The sequence below is a fragment of the Duganella sp. BJB1802 genome, assembly GCF_013369445.1.
GTDB lineage: Bacteria > Pseudomonadota > Gammaproteobacteria > Burkholderiales > Burkholderiaceae_D > Rugamonas > Rugamonas vulcania_A.
The window spans coordinates 1-16,977 of record NZ_JABWEF010000025.1 but is presented as its reverse complement, the minus strand read 5'-3'; the positions used below and the strand labels follow the sequence as shown (position 1 = coordinate 16,977).

Here is a 16,977-nt window from a genome sequence, read left to right as displayed (position 1 = left end):
ATCATCGCGTGGAGTTGACCACGATCTTCAGGAGATTGGCGGCTTTTTTCCGAAACGCCGCGGTTGGCGTTTTATCGGCAAGGGAAACCGTCATGAAGCCCTCGAAAGACGCAAAGATGATTTCCGCCAGCTCGCGTTCTCGTACGTCCGCCGGTAAGCGCGAGGCGCCTTTTCTGGCGTGCAGAATTTTCTCAAGCCAGTCGATGTTTTGTTTGGCGAACAGCTGCAGTTCGTCGACGCAGGCTTGCTCCTGAAAAGACGGCTCGCGCAGCATCGTCACGTACATGCACAGACGATTCCCGTCGTGCAGCATCTCGGCAAACAGGCCTGCATACATCCGAAGCTGCTCGGCCAGGTCTGCGCCGTCCTCGATGGCGAGCAGCCGCGTGGCTTGTTCCTCCCGATACTGCCGCAGCGCGTGCCTGGTCAAATCTTCTTTTGAAGCGAAATGGTGATAGAGGCTGGGTGCCTTTATTTGCAGGTGCTCTGCGATCTGACGCATACCAAGGCCGTTGAATCCACGCTGCTGGAACAGGCGGGTTGCCGCGCCGAGTATGGTTTCCCGCGTCAGTGGCGGATTGTTTTTTTTCGTAGGCACCATGGGGCTCACTCCAGAATGGCGATGCCGCCGCGGTGAGCGACGAACAGCAGCGTTTCCTCCAATGCGCAGGCTTCATGCTCATCGCATCCCTGAACCTGCAGCACATCGCCTGCGCGCATCTCGACATCGTTAAAGCGGATGGCGCCCGATATGACGAGGATCTGCTCCCATCCGTCGTGAGCGTGTTTTGGAAACCGCGCGCCAGCCTGGAATTTGGCCAGGTAGCCGCCATCGCCGTCGTTGCCGGTCCATGTCGAACAGGTTTGCACGCCGGCGATCCCGGAGTCGCACCAGTTGCGTTGAGCTTGTTGAGCCAGAATCATGCGCCAACTCCTATTGGTAAGTAGAGGTTGTCACTCTAACTAACGTTCGTTAGGTAGTCAAGCATGATTCTTGATTGCCCTGCGCGGGCGCTGGGTGTTCCGGCGTGACAATCCGCGCATTTCTATCGGCTTCGATCCGCTAGACTACCTGACCTCAATATCTATGCGTTCGGTTTCTTGTCGGGCGCGATCAAATGAACTACTTGAATCAACTAGTTAAATTGCTTGGCCCAGCAATGGCCGCGTCCCTGCTTACCGGTTGTTTTAGCACGATGCACTACAAGCCCGAGGGGATATACGCAAAAACCCTTTTCGACGACGAGGATGTCACCAAGGCCGTCCCGCATGGGGAGTTCACCAAGCTAACCGTCAGGTATTTGGGTGGCGGAAGTTATATGACTTCCGGAGAGGTGATATCTGAGCGCCTGATTTATCGCGACAAAATTGTCATCAAGGAGGCGCGCCAGCTCGAGCCCTGGTCGGAGTTGGATACGCCAGCCTTTTTCGCCGAGGTCTATGAGGACTACTACTGGCGGGACTTTCTGATTCATGAGGTGGATGGCAAACCTGTGGTCGAACGCATAGAGCAGGGCACGCCGGGGCGGGATGATACCCAACGTGTGGCCACCCGGGGCTTCAATTTTGGCTATCCTTTGCGTCAGGGCGTCAGGTATTTTCCCCGCGCGATGACGCCGGGATTCCTGCTCAGCGTCTTTCCCATGAAGGTCAGTGTTCTGCCGCAGCCGGTCGACCTGCTCAAGCGCCTGGCCGCCAACCAGCTCGCAGCGGTATCGCCCGACGAGAAGTCGTTCGCCTATGTTGACGACATGGATGCGCCGTCGTTCGTGATGGTCGTCGATGAGAATGGCGAACGGCGCGATCCCATTCCGATTCCGCGCGTTGAACTCGCGCCCCGGCCCGAGTCCGATGTCAACCCATACGATCGTGTCCGAACCTGGTTCAACGCCACTTATAAATGGCAGCGGGACAGCAACGGCAAATGGGCTGCCGAACCGTTGGCGCCGGTGGCACCCCCGGCCGCCAATCCGGCAGAAGAGATTTTTCTCAGCGAGCGGACCGGCTACCGCAGTTGTTTCACGGCGGCCGACGCCCACTGCCTGGCCAACTGGCACCAGGCCAGCAGGGACGAAGTGGTGAAGGCGATTCCCTATGATCCTGCGCAGCCGATGGTCTATGCGCCTTCGGTTCCCACGCAGGCCTTTGGCGCAAACGTCAAGCTGCTCGCGTATGAAACCTCGTTTGGAATCTACAGCGGCTATACCTTGTATTCCGACTCGCCCCCGGCACAGGTGATGGCCGAATATGCAAAGCGGCTGGAGAGCCGCAGGATACCGTACGTGCGATCGGACCAGTGTCCCCATGAACAATGGTGGCCGGATTGCGATGAGCTGATCAAGTCAAAGCTGAACATCGGACCCTCGAAGAACTACCGGCTGAGAGATCTCGTCATCGGCGCGGCCCGTGGGCCCGCCACCGTGTTCATCCTGCCGGACATGCTGGTCTCGCTGCTCACGACGAACGAGGGCGGCACGGTCATGCGGACGGCCTATCGCGGCAAGCTCCCGCACTAGGGACAATGGCGGAAAAAAAGGTCGCTCGGTTGAGCGGCCTTTTTGCTTGCTTACTCTTCGCGGCGCAGGTGCGGGAACAGCAGCACGTCGCGGATGTTCGGCGAGTCGGTGATGATCATCATCAGACGGTCGATGCCGATGCCGCAACCGCCGGCTGGCGGCATGCCGTATTCCAGCGCGCGGATGTAGTCGGCGTCGTAGAACATCGCCTCTTCATCGCCCGCATCCTTGGCCGCCACCTGCGACAGGAAACGTGCCGATTGGTCTTCCGCATCGTTCAACTCGGAGAAGCCGTTGGCGATCTCGCGGCCGACCATGAACAGTTCGAAGCGCTCGGTGATGCCTTCACGCGTGTCCGAAGCACGGGCCAGCGGCGACACTTCGACCGGATAGTCGATGATGTAGGTCGGTTCCCACAGCTGCGCTTCGGCGGTTTCCTCGAACAGCGCCAGTTGCAACGCGCCCAGGCCGGCGGTGGCGAACGGCTTGACGCCGAACTTCAGCAGTTCCTTCTTGATGAACTCCACGTCGGTCAACTGCTCCGGCGTGTAGCCAGGCGCGTACTTGTTGATCGCTTCGACGATGGTCAGGCGGTGGAACGGCTTGGCCAGATCCAGCTCGCGGCCGCCGTAGGTCAGCGTCGCGGTGCCGTGCGCGTCGATCGCGGCCTGGCGGATGATCGCTTCGGTGAAGTCCATCAGCCAGTGGTAATCGGTGTAGGCCGCGTAGAATTCCATCATCGTGAATTCAGGGTTGTGACGGACCGACACGCCCTCGTTGCGGAAGTTGCGGTTGATCTCGAACACGCGGTCGAAACCGCCGACCACCAGGCGTTTCAGGTACAGCTCGGGCGCGATACGCAGGAACATCTGCATGTCCAGCGCGTTGTGGTGGGTGATGAAAGGCTTGGCCGCGGCGCCGCCAGGGATGGCGTGCAGCATCGGCGTTTCCACTTCCATGAACTCGTTCTTCTCCATGAAGCGGCGCATCGACGAGATCGCGGCGGTACGCGCCTTGAAGGTGCGGCGCGTTTCCTCGTTCATGATCAGGTCCACGTAGCGCTGGCGGTACTTGGTTTCCTGATCGGCCAGGCCGTGGAACTTGTCCGGCAGCGGGCGCAGCGACTTGGTGATCAGGCGCAGTTCCGACACCTTGATGGTCAGCTCATCGGTCTTGGTCTTGAACAGCGTGCCGGTCACGCCCAGGATGTCGCCCAGGTCGTAGTGGTGCAGCGCGGCCATCGCGGCTTCGCCGGTCAGGTCCAGCGTGGCGTAGATCTGGATGCGGCCGTCGGCTTTCGGGCCGGACGAATCCTGCAGCGTGGCGAAGGCGGCCTTCTTGCCGGCTTCGCGCTTGAGCATCATTCGGCCGGCCAGCACCACGGTGACTGGTTCGGCTTCCAGCTCTTCGCGCGACTTCGCGCCATACTGCGCGTGCAGGTCGGCGGCTTTATGTTGTGGCTTGAAGTCGTTAGGGAAGGCGACGCCTTGTTCGCGGATGGCGGCCAGCTTGGCGCGGCGCTCGGCGATGATCTTGTTTTCGTCCGGCGCTGCTGCTTGTTCTTGAAGATCCGTAGTCATGGTCTGTTCTTTTGTTGAGGTGATGATTAGTTAATGGCGGCGGCGAAGAGCGTTTCGACATCCAGCTCGCTGAAGTCGCGCACGACGGCGATGACGTTGTCGAATTCGGCGAAGGCCTCGGCCGGCAGGGTGGTGGTCAGCACCACCGCGCGCATGCCGGCGCGGCGCGCCGCTTCCACGCCCAGCGGCGCGTCTTCGAACACGATGCTGTGGACGGGCAGGGCGCCGCTGCGCTCCGCCGCCAGCAGGAACACGTCCGGCTCCGGCTTGCCGCGCGCGACGTCGGCGGCGCCGGCGATGGCGTCGAACTGCTTGCGCAGGTCCAGGCCATCGAGCGTGAAGTCGATGTTCTCGTTCGGCGCGGCGGTGGCCACGGCCAGCTTCACGCCGGCGCTTTTGGCGCGGGCGATGAAGGCTTCGAAGCCGTCGACCGCCGCCAGGTGCGGCGCGTACAGCTCGCGGTACAGCGATTCCTTCTCGAAGTCGAGCGCTGCGCTTTCTTCCTTGGACATCGGCTTGCCCAGGTAGGTGCTCATGATTTCATGGCCCTGGCGGCCGGCCGTGGCGCGGAAGAACTCATCGGCGTCGAGGTCGTGGCCGCGACGGGCGAAGAAGGCCAGCCACGATTTGGTGTGGAAGGCCATGTTGTCGACGATGGTGCCGTCCATGTCGAAGATGAACGCGCGCTGCGAATTCGAGGAGCTCATCAGACGCCTTGCTTCAGCGATGCCGAGATGAAGTCGTCCAGGTCGCCGTCCAGCACGCCCTTGGTGTTGCCGGTCTCGAAGTTGGTGCGCAAGTCCTTGATGCGGGACTGGTCCAGCACATAGGAGCGGATCTGGTGGCCCCAGCCGACGTCGGTCTTGGAGTCTTCCAGTTTCTGCTGCTCGCTCATGCGCTTGCGCAGTTCCAGCTCGTACAGCTTCGCCTTCAGCATTTCCATCGCCTCGGCCTTGTTGCGGTGCTGCGAGCGGTCGTTCTGGCACTGGACCACGATGCCGGACGGGCCGTGCGTCAGACGCACCGCGGAGTCGGTTTTGTTAATGTGCTGGCCACCGGCGCCGGACGCGCGGTAGGTATCGATGCGCAGGTCGGCGGGATTGATCTCGATGTCGATCGAGTCATCCACCTCCGGGTACACGAACAGCGACGTGAACGAGGTGTGGCGGCCGTTGGCCGAGTCGAACGGCGACTTGCGCACCAGGCGGTGCACGCCGGTCTCGGTGCGCAGGTAGCCGTAGGCGTAGTCGCCTTCGACCTTGATGGTGGCGGTCTTGATGCCGGCCACCTCGCCGTCGGATTGTTCCATCACCTCGACCTTGAAGCCTTTGCGTTCGGCGTAGCGCAGGTACTGGCGCAGCAGCATGGACGCCCAGTCCTGGGCCTCGGTGCCGCCGGCGCCGGCCTGGATGTCGATGAAGCAGTTGTTCGGGTCCATCGGATTGTTGAACATCCGGCGGAACTCCATGCCTTCGATGACCTTGCGCACTTCCTCGGCATCGACGATCAGCGCTTCAAGCGTGTCGTCGTCGCCTTCTTCCTTGGCCATGGCGAACAGGTCGCCCATGTCTTTGAGGTCGGTGTCGGCCTTGGTCAGCGCGAAGACGATGGCTTCGAGCGATTTCTTTTCCTTGCCGAGATCCTGGGCCTTTTTCGGGTCGTTCCAGACCGTCGGGTCTTCCAGTTCTTCGTTTACTTGTTCGAGCTTCTCTGACTTTTTATCGAAGTCAAAGATACCTCCGTAGTTCGGCTTCGCGCGAGGTCAGATCGGCGAGCAGGGCGGAGAGGGAGTTGATGCGTTCGGCTTCCATGTTTTCTTCTTTTCTAAGGCTGAAATGTAGGGTAGGAGAGACCCGTTACCGGACTCTCTCCCCCCTAAGAACCGTGCATGCGACTTTCACCGCACACGGCTCAAGCATAATAAAAGCCTCTATTCAGAGGCCGGTTTCACAACTTTCAACTTCAGGCTGTGAACCTGGGTATGGCAGTTTGGATGCAATAGAACGCGATTTCCAAGAACATCGGAGCCGCCGTCCACACGGTGTACTATGTGGTGGTCATGCCATCCTGTGTCCATATCCATCGCGCAACCGCATAGCGCGCACATACCTCGTTGGGAAACGTATAGTTTAACCCATTCAGTGCGGTACCGCATCTTATTGAGCATGCGTTCCTGCTGAAGAAGCTCGCCGTACATCTCCCAATTTGGGTCATAAGGGTGATAAGCGCCCTTAATTTTCTTGTGGCGTTCAATGGGCGTACTTGATAAAGAGTACAGTTCCATCCAACCGCGACTACCATCTTTTCTGCTTACTCCTGCGGCAAACACCCAAGCCCGGTCACCGATTGATCGCCAATATTTCCAGCGAATCCACTCCGTGCTCTTGTTTGGATGCCTGCGTTTGGCCCAGCGCACCAATCGCCAATACAACAGCGTGTCGATGCGCGAAAACGTCTCTTTGGCGACGACCGGGCTGTGATATTGCGCCCAGCCCCTCAGCATCGGATTGAGCAGGGTGATCAAATCCTCCTGCGTTTCACTGATGCTGCTGCCGATGACCGTCCTCAGCTTTTCATAGAACGTCTTCACGTTCTTCTTACTCGGCTTGATGAGCAGGGTTCCGGAGTATTTTCGGAAATTCCACCCGAGGAAGTCAAAGCCCTCGTCAATGTGCACGACTTTGGTTTTGGCCAGGGCGAGTCGCAATCCCCGCTCCGCAAGGAATGCCTCTACCCATGGCCTTACCTCGTTTTCAAGGAGCTCTTTTGAAGCACCCGTAATAACAAAGTCGTCCGCGTACCTGATAACACCGACTTTGAGCTTCTGAACCTTGGCCGGGCCCCATTTCGCACCGAGGTGTTTGATGAGTCCAGTTTCCAGTCCATTCAGCGTCCAGTTCGCCGCCGCAGGGGAAATGATGCCTCCCTGTGGCGTTCCTGCCGTCGTTGCAAGCATATGCGCGCGGTCCACAACCCCGCACTTTAACCACTTCCGAAGGACCGACCTGTCCATCCGGACATGGCCGAGCATCCAGTCGTGATTGATGTTGTCGAAGAAGCCTTCGATATCGGCATCCAATACCCATTGAGCCGAAGCTTTCTGGGACAGTCTGACAAATATCTGCGACATCGCATCGGCCGTTGAGCGGTTTTTCCTGAATCCGTATGAATTTGGATCGCTCACCGATTCCAAGACCGGATCGAGTCCCAGCAAATGCAGCGCCTGCTGGGCACGGTCGATCATGCAGGGGATGCCCAGCGGGCGCATCTTCCCGTTCGATTTTGGAATATAGACCCTGCGTAATGCACGGGGCCGATAACCGCGCGTCTTCAACCGCGCAACCGCAGCAAACTTCTGCTGCGGTGTTTCCCAAAGTTCGCGGTCGACTCCCGCCGTCCGCTTGCCTTGATTTTCGGTCACTCGTTTAACTGCCAGCGCCTTCGCGCAAAACGAGCGGGTCAGCCACCTTTGTAAGGCTTTCACCTTGCGCCAGTTGCCTTCCTGCGTTGCCTTCGTTAATCGAATCTGCATGGCTCTCACGTTCTCTTGGACCAGTCGCCAGTTGATGGCCGACCATTCCAATGGGGCGTGCGAGGACGCAGAACCGATCTGATGATCAGTTACTCTCATGCTGAGCCTCGGGTAGTATTGCCCGCCGAGGACGCGATTCTCCCCGAAGGGAAAACAGCGACCCTTCGGGGCGGTTGAAAGTGACTACTAAAGTTTATGCAGTCGTTGAACGACTATTACACCAGATGGAAGTGGGCGTCCTTTCGGACTGGGACAAATCTTGAATCCCTATCCGGGCCATTACAGTCCGGCGTTCGCTTTCTCCATCATCCTCTATCCGCTCCTCCGACAGCTCCCCTCGCGGGTCGCCTGCCATCTTCCGGATTCCGGAGGCGATGGCGGAAAATCGGACTTACCACGTTCCCTGCAATGCCGACGCGACCAGCGATTGCATCGCGACTAACCGGTTAGGGCCTGTCTATTCCCCGATGGTTTTATGACGACGTATCCCCAAGTTTGAAAGGGATAACCAACCACACACCATTTTGGTTAAGGCCAACAGCAGCTTGGGCCTTTCAATCGTTACGAGGATTCAAGCGACAGTTCACTTACGTTGCCCATGCGGCATTCACCTAGCCCCTCGACCGCCTTGCTGCTGGCAGTGTCCACCGACTTGCTCGCGCAAATCCAGTGCCAAGTAAAACTGGGGGTACATTTTTCTCAAGGCTTCACACCCCGTCATTGCTGGCGACGCATGCTTGAGTAGGTGACGAATGGTCGTACACTCGGTTGTGGCGGCATCCAATCGTAACGTCGGGATTGAATGGAGCACAACAAGGCATCACAGAGCTTTGCGCTCTGAGTCTAAGATTGCGACAAGTAGACGTCGCAACCTATCCTTGAAAGGAGGCTGGCTATAAAGAAATTGTAAGCAGATGTGAAAATGCCTACTTTTGCATGCCTCTGAACACGATTTAAGTCTCGTAAGACAGGAATCGGCAAAATCCGTTCCTAACTGCAAAGACACTTGCAATTGGAGAATTTCTGCATGGATTCCTAAAGAATCGTGTTCAACAAAGAGCTTCCGTTTTTGACAGAAGTTCCCGTCTCTAAAATCCCTGATAAATCAGGGACATATCACGCATTTGCGCGACGTTTCAAGGGCTGGGAATGTTTCTAGAGTCCTAGCATGCTCTGAACGCGACACGATGTCGCACCAAACCTTCGATTATACCCTAGCCGGGCCGTTCCCTTGCAGCTAAATGGGCAGCGCGACGCCGGTGCCTGCGCGGTCGGCCCATCGCCCGCGCCGGTGGAGGCGAAAAGCTGACATTTTTGCCACACAAAGCATAAAAATATGGCCTCTCCCCCTTAAGTTGCTTGATGCAAGGAAATCGCGTGCGTATGATGTTGCGCATCGGTCCGTTGCCAAAAAGTTGCAACTTTAGATAGTTCCCTCATGCGCCCAGCAGTTTGCCGCCTCACACTCGCGTTGCCCACCTTGTTGCTTGGCTGTGCCGGCCTGCCGCACGGCGAGACCACGCCCGTGGGCGCGCAGGCCACGCTGGCGCTGCTGGAAACCACCGACCTGCACGCGACCGTGCTCAGTTACGACTACTACAAGCTGAAGGCCGATCCGTCGATAGGCCTGGAGCGCACCGCGACGCTGATCAAGCAGGCGCGCGCCGAATTCCCCAACAATCTGCTGCTCGACAACGGCGACGCCATCCAGGGCACGGCCTTGGCCGACTACCAGGCGCTGGTTGCGCCGGTGCCGTGCGGGCAGCCGCTGGCCATCTACAAGGCCATGAACGCGCTGGGCGTGGATGGCGGCGGCATCGGCAATCACGAATTCAATTACGGACTGGCCTACCTGAACCAGGTCACCGCCAGCCATTTCGACGTGGACGGCGTGCCGGCCAACGCGCCGCGCTGCGCCGGGCCAAACTTCCCCATCGTGCTGGCGAATATCTACAGTTCGAAGACCAGGCAGCCGCTGTTCGAGCCATACCGCATCCTCACGCGCCGGATCAGCGCCACCGGCCCCGATGGCAAGCCGGTGGCGGCGACGATCAAGGTCGGCATCATCGGCTTTGCGCCGACGGTGGTCATGTTGTGGGATAAGCACTGGCTGGAAGGTAAAGTCTACGCCGAAGGCGTGCGCGAAACTGCGCTCAAGTACATCCCGCAAATGCGCGCGCAGGGCGCGGACCTGGTGGTGGCCATCTCGCACGGCGGCCTCGATGGCGCGCCGTATTCGCCGGAGATGGAGAACGCCAACTACTACCTGGCGCAGGTGCCGGGCGTGGACGCGATGATGATCGGCCACTCGCACCAGCCATTCCCGGACGCCGCCAGCAAGGTGCCGGAGTTCGGCCTGCCGAACGTGGACAAGGCCAAGGGCACGGTCCACGGCGTGCCCGCCGTGATGGCCAACCTGTGGGGCAAGCACCTGGGCGTGATCGGCCTGCGCCTGAAGTACGACGGCAAGGCCTGGGTGGTGGACAAGAGCCGCACCACGGTCGAAGTGCGCTCGACGCGCAACGCCGACGGCAGCTACGTCGCCGCCGATCCCGCCATCGCGCCGATGGTCGCGGCCGAGCACGAGGCCACCATCGGCTACGTGAAAACGCCGGTCGGCAGCAGCGACTTCCGCATGACGACCTATTTCGCCGACGTCGGCGACAGCAGCGCCATCGAGGTGGTGAACCAGGCGCAGACCGCCTACGTGCAAAACTACGTCAAGGCCAACCTGCCGCAGTACACGGCGCTGCCGGTGCTGTCGATGGCGTCGCCGTTCAAGGCCGGCGCCGCCGGCGCGGGCGACTACACCGACGTCAAGCCGGGCGGCCTGGCGCTGAACAACGTGGCGGACCTGTACCTGTACCCGAACGCGCTGCACGTGGTGAAGGTGGATGGCGCCGGCTTGAAGGCCTGGCTGGAAAAGGCGGCGGAACGCTTCAACCGCATCGACCCGGCCAGCGGCGCGCAGCAGGAACTGGTCAACACGGCAGTCCCCGGCTTCAATTTCGACATGCTGAGCGACGCCGACATCAGCTACCAGATCGACGTGACCAAGCCGGCCGGCCAGCGCATCGCGGCCTTGCGGTACAAGGGCGCGGCGCTGTCGCCGGCGCAGGAATTCCTGGTCGCGACGAATAACTACCGCGCCAGCGGCGGCGGCGCCTTCCCCGGACTGGATGGCGGCAAGACCGTCCTGGCATCGCCGGACGCCAGCCGCGATGTGCTGATCGCCTACATCCAGCAGCAGAAGAACGTGACCCGCGCCCGCAACGGCTCCGCGCGCAGCTGGCGTTTCGCGCCGGTGGCGGTCAAGGGCACGGTGGTGTTTCACTCCGCCCCCAACATGGTGGAACTGGCGAGGGAGGCGGGCCTGAAGGCCGTCACCCAGATCAAAACGGACGATGGCGGCGGCAAGGGCCTGGCCCTGTACGCCATCGATTTGGCCATATGAACGGAGGACGCATGAAGCAGGGGTGTAGAGTGCTGGCGGGCTTGTTGCTGGCGGCGGCCGGTATCGCAAATTGCGCGGCGGCCGGGCCGGTCGACGAGGCGCGCCTGTACCTGCGCGGCGGCTCGGGCGTGGCCGCCAACCTGCCGAAAGCGTTTTCGATCTTCAGCACCGCCGCCAAGGCCGGCGATCCGCTGGCCGCCTACTACCTGGGCATGATGTACCGGAACGGCATGGCGGTCGCGCGCGACGCCAAGGCTGCGGCCCGCTGGTTGAAGTTCGCGGCCGACCGCCAGATGCCGGCCGCGATGTTCGCGCTGGCGAACCTGTACCTGAGCGGCGACGGCGTCAAGCGCGACGAGCAGGCCGCGCGCCACCTGATAGAAAAAGCCGCCGATCTGGAGTATCCTGAAGCGGTGATGGCGATGGCCATCGGCCTGCGCGACGGCTCCATGGGCTTCGACCGCAACGAGGCGCTGTCCGAAACGCAGATGCGCTTCGCCAATCGCGCCCTGGCGCAGCGCACCTCCGGCATGTAATTCCGGCCCGCCGAGGCACGCCTTCCTTACTGCTTGCTTACACGCGGCGGCCCCTCTGCGGCTTGCTGCGATGCCGCACATCTATCTGTTGCCGCTGCCGATCTACTACCCTACAATGGCCCATCGATGGGGAGCCCATCCGGCCGAATTTCCCACGTAAGCGACTACTATAAGAACGTTGTAAACAGGAGATCACAGATGAATTTCAAGTTGAAATTGCTCGTTGCAGGCATGGCACTCGGTTTCTCGGCTTCCTCGATGGCGGCTGATCCCATCAAGATCGGCGTGGCCGGTCCTTTCACCGGCGGTTCGGCGCCGATGGGCGTGTCCATGCGCGACGGCGTCAAGCTGGCCGTGGCGGAGATCAACGCCAAGGGCGGCCTGCTGGGCCGCCAGATCCAGCTGGTGGAGCGCGACGACGAAGCCAAGAACGAGCGCGGCGTGCAGATCGCCCAGGAGTTGATCAACAAGGAAAAGGTCACCGCCACCGTCGGCTACATCAACACCGGCGTGGCCCTGGCTTCGCAGCGCTTCTACCAGGAAGCCAAGATCCCGGTCATGAACAACGTCGCCACCGGCTCCATCGTCACCCGCCAGTTCGCCGACCAACCTGAAAACTACATCTTCCGCAACTCCGCCAACGACACCATCCAGTCGCACATGATCGTGCAGGAAGCGGTCGATCATCGCAAGTTCAAGAAGGTCGCCATCCTGGCCGACTCCACCAACTACGGCCAGCTTGGCCGCGAGGACCTGGAGAAGGCGCTGGCCCTGAAGAAGATGAGCGCCGTCGCCATCGAAAAATACAACCTGAAGGACGTCGACATGACGGCCCAGCTGCTCAAGGCCAAGCAGGCCGGCGCCGAAGTGGTGCTGACCTACGGTATCGGCCCGGAGCTGGCGCAGATCGCCAACGGCATGGAGAAGCTGGGCTGGAAAGTGCCGCTGATCGGCAGCTGGACGCTGTCGATGGCTAACTTCATCGACAACGCCGGCAAGAACGGTAACGGCACCCGCATGCCGCAGACCTTCATCCAGGACCCGAACACGCCGAAGCGCAAGGCCTTCATCGACGCCTACGTCAAGGCCTACCATCCGCCTGGCGACCGTATGCCGTCGCCGGTGTCGGCGGCGCAGGGTTACGACTCGATCTACCTGCTGGCGGCGGCCATCAAGCAGGCCGGTTCCACCGACGGTCCTAAAGTCAAGGCCGCGCTGGAGAACCTGAACGAGAAGATCGACGGCGTCGTCACCACCTACAACAAGCCGTTCAGCAAAGACAATCACGAAGCGATCACCGCCGACATCACCGTCTTCGGCGAAGTCAAAGATGGCAAAGTAGTGCTGGCCAAGTAAGCTCGCAGGTCTTCGTACTGGCCAGTCTTGAGGATTCAAGCCTGGCCTTTTTCTTGTCGTCCTAAAGTGGTGGTTATCATGGAAATCTTCCTGCAACTGGCATTCAGCGGCATCGCGCTCGGCATGATCTACGCCGTCATCGCGTTCGGCTATCAGCTCACCTTCGCCACGTCCGGCACGCTCAACTTCGGGCAGGGGGAGTCGCTGATGCTGGGCGCCCTGGTCGGGCTTAGCCTGGTCGGCACCATCCACGGCGGGCCTTACATGGGCTACCTGCTGATGATCCCATTGGTGATCGTGTTCGGCGCGCTGCAAGGCATGTTCGTCGAATGGATAGGCGTGCGGCCGGCGATCAAGATCAAGTCGGAGTTCGGCTGGATCATGTCGACCATCGCGCTGGCCATCATCTTCAAGAACGTGGCCGAGAATATCTGGGGCAAGGACGACCTGACCTTCCCGTCGCCATTGAGCTCCGCGCCGTTCCAGGTGCTGGGCGCGAACGTGCAGCCGATGCAGGTGGCGGTGATCGTCGGCGCGCTGGCGATCATGGCGGCGGTGGAGATCTTCAACCGCAAATCGATCTACGGCAAGGCCGTGGTGGCCACCGCCAACGACCGCGACGCGGCGGGCCTGATGGGCATTAACACCCGCATGGTGATCACCTTCTCGTACGCGCTGTCGTCGGCGACGGCGGCGTTTGCCGGCGTGCTGGTGGCGCCGCTCACGCTCACCGGCGCCACCATGGGCGCCTCGCTCGGCCTGAAGGCGTTCGCGGTGGCGATCATCGGCGGCCTGACCTCCGGCGTCGGCGCCATCGTCGGCGGCCTGATACTGGGCATCGCCGAGACCACCACCGGCTATTACGTCTCGACCGGCTACAAGGAAGTACCGGGATTGCTGCTGCTCCTGCTGGTACTGGCGATCAAGCCGTCCGGCCTGTTCGGCAAAGCCGCCATCAAAAAGGTCTGACCCATGAACAAGAAACTCCTCGCGGCGAGCATCGTGGGCCTGGCGGTGCTGGTGCTGTATCCGGTGCTGATCCCCAATCCGTACTACATCCATCTGTTCGAGACGATCCTGATCTACGCCATCCTGCTGTTCGGGTTGGACATCGTGGTCGGCTACACCGGGCAGGTGTCGCTGGGCCACGCCGGCTTGTTCGGCATCGGCTCGTACGCCACCGGCGTGATGGTTTTCAAGCTCGGCGCGCCGTTCTGGATCGCCATTCCGGCCAGCGTGGCTGGCGCCGCGGTGTTCGGCGCCATTCTCGCGCTGCCGGCCCTGCGCGTCACAGGTCCGTACCTGGCGATGGTCACGCTGGCCTTCGGCACCATCATCCAGATCCTGATCAACGAGATGACCTTCCTCACCGAAGGCCCGATGGGCATCAAGATCGCCAAGCCCACCATCATCGGCCAGAAGCTCGGCGAGGTAGGCTACTACTACATGGTGGCGGCGCTGATGGTGGTGTCGCTGATCGTGGTGCACCGCATATTGAAATCGAACCTGGGCCGCGCCTTCGAGGCGCTGCGCGACAGCCCGATCGCCTCCGACTGCATGGGCGTATCGGTGTACCGCTACAAGGTGTACGCCTTCATCATCAGCGCCGGCTTCGCGGGCCTGGCCGGCAGCCTGTATGCGTATTCGGAGGAGTACATCTCGCCGAACACCTACAACTTCGAGCTGACCATTCTGTTCCTACTGGCGGTGATCATGGGCGGCCGCAAGACCCGTTCCGGTTCGCTCATCGGCGCGATGATCGTGGTGATGCTTCCCAGCCTGCTGGCCGACATTGAACTGTTCCGCAAGATCGCGGTGGCCGCCGCCGTGCTGGGCGTGATCGGCTCCGCGCTGATGCTGTACAAGCGGCGCGCCACGGTGCGCGGCGTGATGGTGCCGCTGGTCGCCACCATCGGCATGGCCGCGTACTCCTACAAGCTGGAAAACATCGTCGACTGGCGCCTGACCATCTTCGGTTTGATGACGCTGTTCGTGGTCTACTATCTGCAGGACGGCATCGTCGGCTTCCTGCAAAGCCTGATGGGGCGGGGCGCCGTGCATGCCCAGGCGGTGCAGGCCGGCGGCGCCGAGCCGTTCGCCCGCGCCAAGGGCGGCGCGGCCGGCGAGACGCTGCTCAGCGTCGACCGCATCCTGATGCAGTTCGGCGGCCTGAAGGCTCTCAACCAGGTGGACCTGAACGTGGTGCAGGGATCGGTGCATGGCCTGATCGGCCCCAATGGCTCCGGCAAGAGCACGATGATGAATGTGCTGACCGGGATCTACAAGCCCACCGCCGGCAAGGTGTCGTTCGCCGGCGCGCTGATCTCCGGCCGCACGCCGTCCCAGATCGCGCTGGGCGGCGTGGCGCGCACCTTCCAGAACGTGCAACTGTTCGGCGAGATGACCGCGACCGAGAACGTGCTGGTCGGCCTGCACAACACCTTCCAATCGAATGTGCTCGACGTGATGCTGCAGACGCCACGCTACAAGCGCGAGGAACGCGCCGCGCGCGAACGGGCCGCCAGCATCCTGGAGTTCGTCGGCCTGACGGCGATGGCCAACGAGGAGGCGCGCAATCTCCCGTACGGCAAACAGCGCCTGCTGGAGATAGGCCGCGCGCTGGGCCTCAGCCCGCGCCTGCTGCTGCTTGACGAACCGGCGGCCGGCCTGACCGCGCCCGACATCAAGGAGCTGATGGCGATCATCCGCAAGATCCGCGACCACGGCATCACCATCATCCTGATCGAGCACCACATGGACGTGGTGATGGCCTTGTCCGACACGGTGACGGTGCTGGACTTCGGCCAGAAGATCGCCGAAGGCAAACCGGCCGCTGTGCAGAGCGATCCCAAGGTGATCGAGGCCTACCTGGGCGGCAGCGGCGAAGAACACGGCGGCACCAAAGCGCCAGCGGCGCATTAAAGAGGACAGCACATGCTATCGATCACCAATCTGCACGCGTCGTACGGCAAAGTCGAGGTCCTGCACGGCATCTCGCTGGAGGTCCCGAAGGGCAAGCTGGTCACGCTGATCGGCTCCAACGGCGCCGGCAAGACCACCACCATGCGCGCCATCTCCGGCATGCTCAAGCCGAAGGAGGGCAAGGTCACGCTGGACGGCAAGGACATCACCGGCGCCGATTCGCACAAGATCGCGCGCGCCGGCCTGGCGCATTCGCCGGAAGGGCGGCGCGTGTTCGCGTCGATGACGGTCACGGACAACCTGCTGCTGGGCGCCTTCCCGCGCTTCACGCGCGCCCGGACCAAGGGCGACATCAAGCGCGACCTGGAAAAATCGCTGGAACTGTTCCCGCGCCTGAAGGAGCGGCAGCACCAGCTGGCCGGCACGCTGTCCGGCGGCGAGCAGCAGATGCTGGCGATGGCGCGCGCCGTCATGCTCAACCCGGAAGTGATCCTGCTCGACGAACCGTCGATGGGCCTGGCGCCCATCCTGGTCGAGGAAGTGTTCCGCATCATCCAGCGCCTGAAGTCCGAAGGCGTGACGATGCTGCTGGTGGAGCAGTTCGCCGCCGCCGCGCTGAACGTGGCGGACTACGGCTACGTGCTGGAAAACGGCACGATCTCGGTCCACGGCCCGGCGGAGAGCCTCAAGACCGACCCGAAAGTGATTGCCGCCTACCTCGGCGGCGGACAGGGGCATTAACTTACTAGCAAAATAAAAGTTATATATTTTAGAATAAATCAATTGCCGCACGGAAATTCGATAGATATAATTTGCAACTATTGAGTTTCTGTAAGGCAATAAATGCAACAGGTAAGCAGTCGGCTGTGCGGCGTGATGCTGCTGTACAGCCTGGTTCATCAGGCGGCGCACGCTCAGTCCCAGGCTGAGATCGCGGCGCAGCAGATCCAGCGTCAGCAGCAAAAGGAGCGCGCGCAGAACGAGCAGGCCGAGGAGCAGCGGCCCGCCGTGCGGCTGCCGCGCGAGCCGGTTCCGGCCGCTGCCGCCTATCCGGCGAACGAATCCCCGTGTTTCCCGATCC

The 16,977-nt window shown here is 61.3% G+C and carries 13 protein-coding genes and 1 pseudogene; 8 read left to right on the top strand and 6 right to left on the bottom strand.

The window, feature by feature from the left end; genetic code table 11:
• Position 1 precedes the first annotated feature (1 nt).
• Positions 2 to 601 carry a TetR/AcrR family transcriptional regulator gene (locus HUX88_RS28530; protein ID WP_176363948.1) on the bottom strand — a complete coding sequence of 200 codons (600 nt, stop codon included), beginning with the start codon at positions 599 to 601 and terminating at the stop codon, positions 2 to 4.
• A 5-nt stretch (positions 602 to 606) separates the two neighbouring features.
• Entirely contained in the window at positions 607 to 924 is a 318-nt protein-coding gene (locus HUX88_RS28525; protein WP_176363947.1) for a cupin domain-containing protein, read from the bottom strand.
• A gap of 194 nt (positions 925 to 1,118) precedes the next feature.
• Here HUX88_RS28525 and HUX88_RS28520 point away from each other — a divergent pair, with 194 nt between their 5' ends.
• Complete coding sequence (locus tag HUX88_RS28520; protein WP_176363946.1) at positions 1,119 to 2,516, top strand: hypothetical protein; 1,398 nt, start codon at positions 1,119 to 1,121, stop codon at positions 2,514 to 2,516.
• A 50-nt stretch (positions 2,517 to 2,566) separates the two neighbouring features.
• On the opposite strand, the gene lysS is transcribed toward HUX88_RS28520, so the two are convergent.
• From lysS to ltrA, 4 genes are all read right to left on the bottom strand, one after another.
• Positions 2,567 to 4,096: a lysine--tRNA ligase gene (gene lysS, locus HUX88_RS28515; protein ID WP_161091161.1), complete on the bottom strand. Its 1,530-nt coding sequence runs from the start codon at positions 4,094 to 4,096 to the stop codon at positions 2,567 to 2,569.
• Positions 4,097 to 4,122: 26 nt separating this feature from the next.
• A complete protein-coding gene (locus HUX88_RS28510; protein ID WP_117010306.1) occupies positions 4,123 to 4,803 on the bottom strand; it encodes an HAD family phosphatase in 681 nt (226 codons plus the stop codon).
• A protein-coding gene (prfB, locus tag HUX88_RS28505; RefSeq protein ID WP_161091163.1) for a peptide chain release factor 2 occupies positions 4,803 to 5,907 on the bottom strand; the annotation gives its coding sequence in 2 pieces (ribosomal slippage) (positions 4,803 to 5,825 and positions 5,827 to 5,907; 1,104 coding nt in all). The genes HUX88_RS28510 and prfB overlap by 1 nt, the downstream gene beginning before the upstream one ends.
• A gap of 119 nt (positions 5,908 to 6,026) precedes the next feature.
• Entirely contained in the window at positions 6,027 to 7,727 is a 1,701-nt protein-coding gene (gene ltrA, locus HUX88_RS28500; protein ID WP_176363945.1) for a group II intron reverse transcriptase/maturase, read from the bottom strand.
• A 1,339-nt stretch (positions 7,728 to 9,066) separates the two neighbouring features.
• On the opposite strand from ltrA, the gene HUX88_RS28495 reads away from it, so the two are divergent.
• The 7 genes and pseudogenes from HUX88_RS28495 to HUX88_RS28465 form a co-directional block, all read left to right on the top strand.
• Positions 9,067 to 11,082 (top strand): bifunctional 2',3'-cyclic-nucleotide 2'-phosphodiesterase/3'-nucleotidase, encoded by a 2,016-nt coding sequence (locus HUX88_RS28495; protein WP_176363944.1) that lies wholly within the window; start codon positions 9,067 to 9,069, stop codon positions 11,080 to 11,082.
• Between the two features lie 11 nt (positions 11,083 to 11,093).
• Positions 11,094 to 11,618 (top strand): tetratricopeptide repeat protein, encoded by a 525-nt coding sequence (locus tag HUX88_RS28490; RefSeq protein WP_176363943.1) that lies wholly within the window; start codon positions 11,094 to 11,096, stop codon positions 11,616 to 11,618.
• A 198-nt stretch (positions 11,619 to 11,816) separates the two neighbouring features.
• Complete coding sequence (locus tag HUX88_RS28485) at positions 11,817 to 12,974, top strand: ABC transporter substrate-binding protein (protein WP_117010310.1); 1,158 nt, start codon at positions 11,817 to 11,819, stop codon at positions 12,972 to 12,974.
• Positions 12,975 to 13,052: 78 nt separating this feature from the next.
• A complete protein-coding gene (locus tag HUX88_RS28480) occupies positions 13,053 to 13,943 on the top strand; it encodes a branched-chain amino acid ABC transporter permease (RefSeq protein WP_161083738.1) in 891 nt (296 codons plus the stop codon).
• Between the two features lie 3 nt (positions 13,944 to 13,946).
• The gene (locus HUX88_RS28475; protein ID WP_176363942.1) at positions 13,947 to 15,896 is read left to right on the top strand and encodes an ATP-binding cassette domain-containing protein; all 1,950 of its coding nucleotides are present in this window, start codon (positions 13,947 to 13,949) and stop codon (positions 15,894 to 15,896) included.
• A gap of 12 nt (positions 15,897 to 15,908) precedes the next feature.
• Positions 15,909 to 16,637, top strand: a complete 729-nt coding sequence (locus tag HUX88_RS28470; RefSeq protein WP_176363941.1) for an ABC transporter ATP-binding protein — start codon at positions 15,909 to 15,911, stop codon at positions 16,635 to 16,637.
• Between the two features lie 102 nt (positions 16,638 to 16,739).
• Positions 16,740 to 16,977, top strand: a pseudogene (locus tag HUX88_RS28465) (hypothetical protein); the annotation flags it as partial.

Bases quoted from the DNA above. Each gene is read 5' to 3' on its own strand.
- HUX88_RS28510 (WP_117010306.1), bottom strand. From the start codon at position 4,803: ATGAGCTCCTCGAATTCGCAGCGCGCGTTCATCTTCGACATGGACGGC.
- HUX88_RS28525 (WP_176363947.1), bottom strand. From the start codon at position 924: ATGATTCTGGCTCAACAAGCTCAACGCAACTGGTGCGACTCCGGGATC.
- lysS (WP_161091161.1), bottom strand. From the start codon at position 4,096: ATGACTACGGATCTTCAAGAACAAGCAGCAGCGCCGGACGAAAACAAG.
- HUX88_RS28470 (WP_176363941.1), top strand. From the start codon at position 15,909: ATGCTATCGATCACCAATCTGCACGCGTCGTACGGCAAAGTCGAGGTC.
- HUX88_RS28475 (WP_176363942.1), top strand. From the start codon at position 13,947: ATGAACAAGAAACTCCTCGCGGCGAGCATCGTGGGCCTGGCGGTGCTG.
- ltrA (WP_176363945.1), bottom strand. From the start codon at position 7,727: ATGAGAGTAACTGATCATCAGATCGGTTCTGCGTCCTCGCACGCCCCA.
- HUX88_RS28495 (WP_176363944.1), top strand. From the start codon at position 9,067: ATGCGCCCAGCAGTTTGCCGCCTCACACTCGCGTTGCCCACCTTGTTG.
- HUX88_RS28520 (WP_176363946.1), top strand. From the start codon at position 1,119: ATGAACTACTTGAATCAACTAGTTAAATTGCTTGGCCCAGCAATGGCC.
- HUX88_RS28530 (WP_176363948.1), bottom strand. From the start codon at position 601: ATGGTGCCTACGAAAAAAAACAATCCGCCACTGACGCGGGAAACCATA.
- HUX88_RS28485 (WP_117010310.1), top strand. From the start codon at position 11,817: ATGAATTTCAAGTTGAAATTGCTCGTTGCAGGCATGGCACTCGGTTTC.
- HUX88_RS28480 (WP_161083738.1), top strand. From the start codon at position 13,053: ATGGAAATCTTCCTGCAACTGGCATTCAGCGGCATCGCGCTCGGCATG.
- HUX88_RS28490 (WP_176363943.1), top strand. From the start codon at position 11,094: ATGAAGCAGGGGTGTAGAGTGCTGGCGGGCTTGTTGCTGGCGGCGGCC.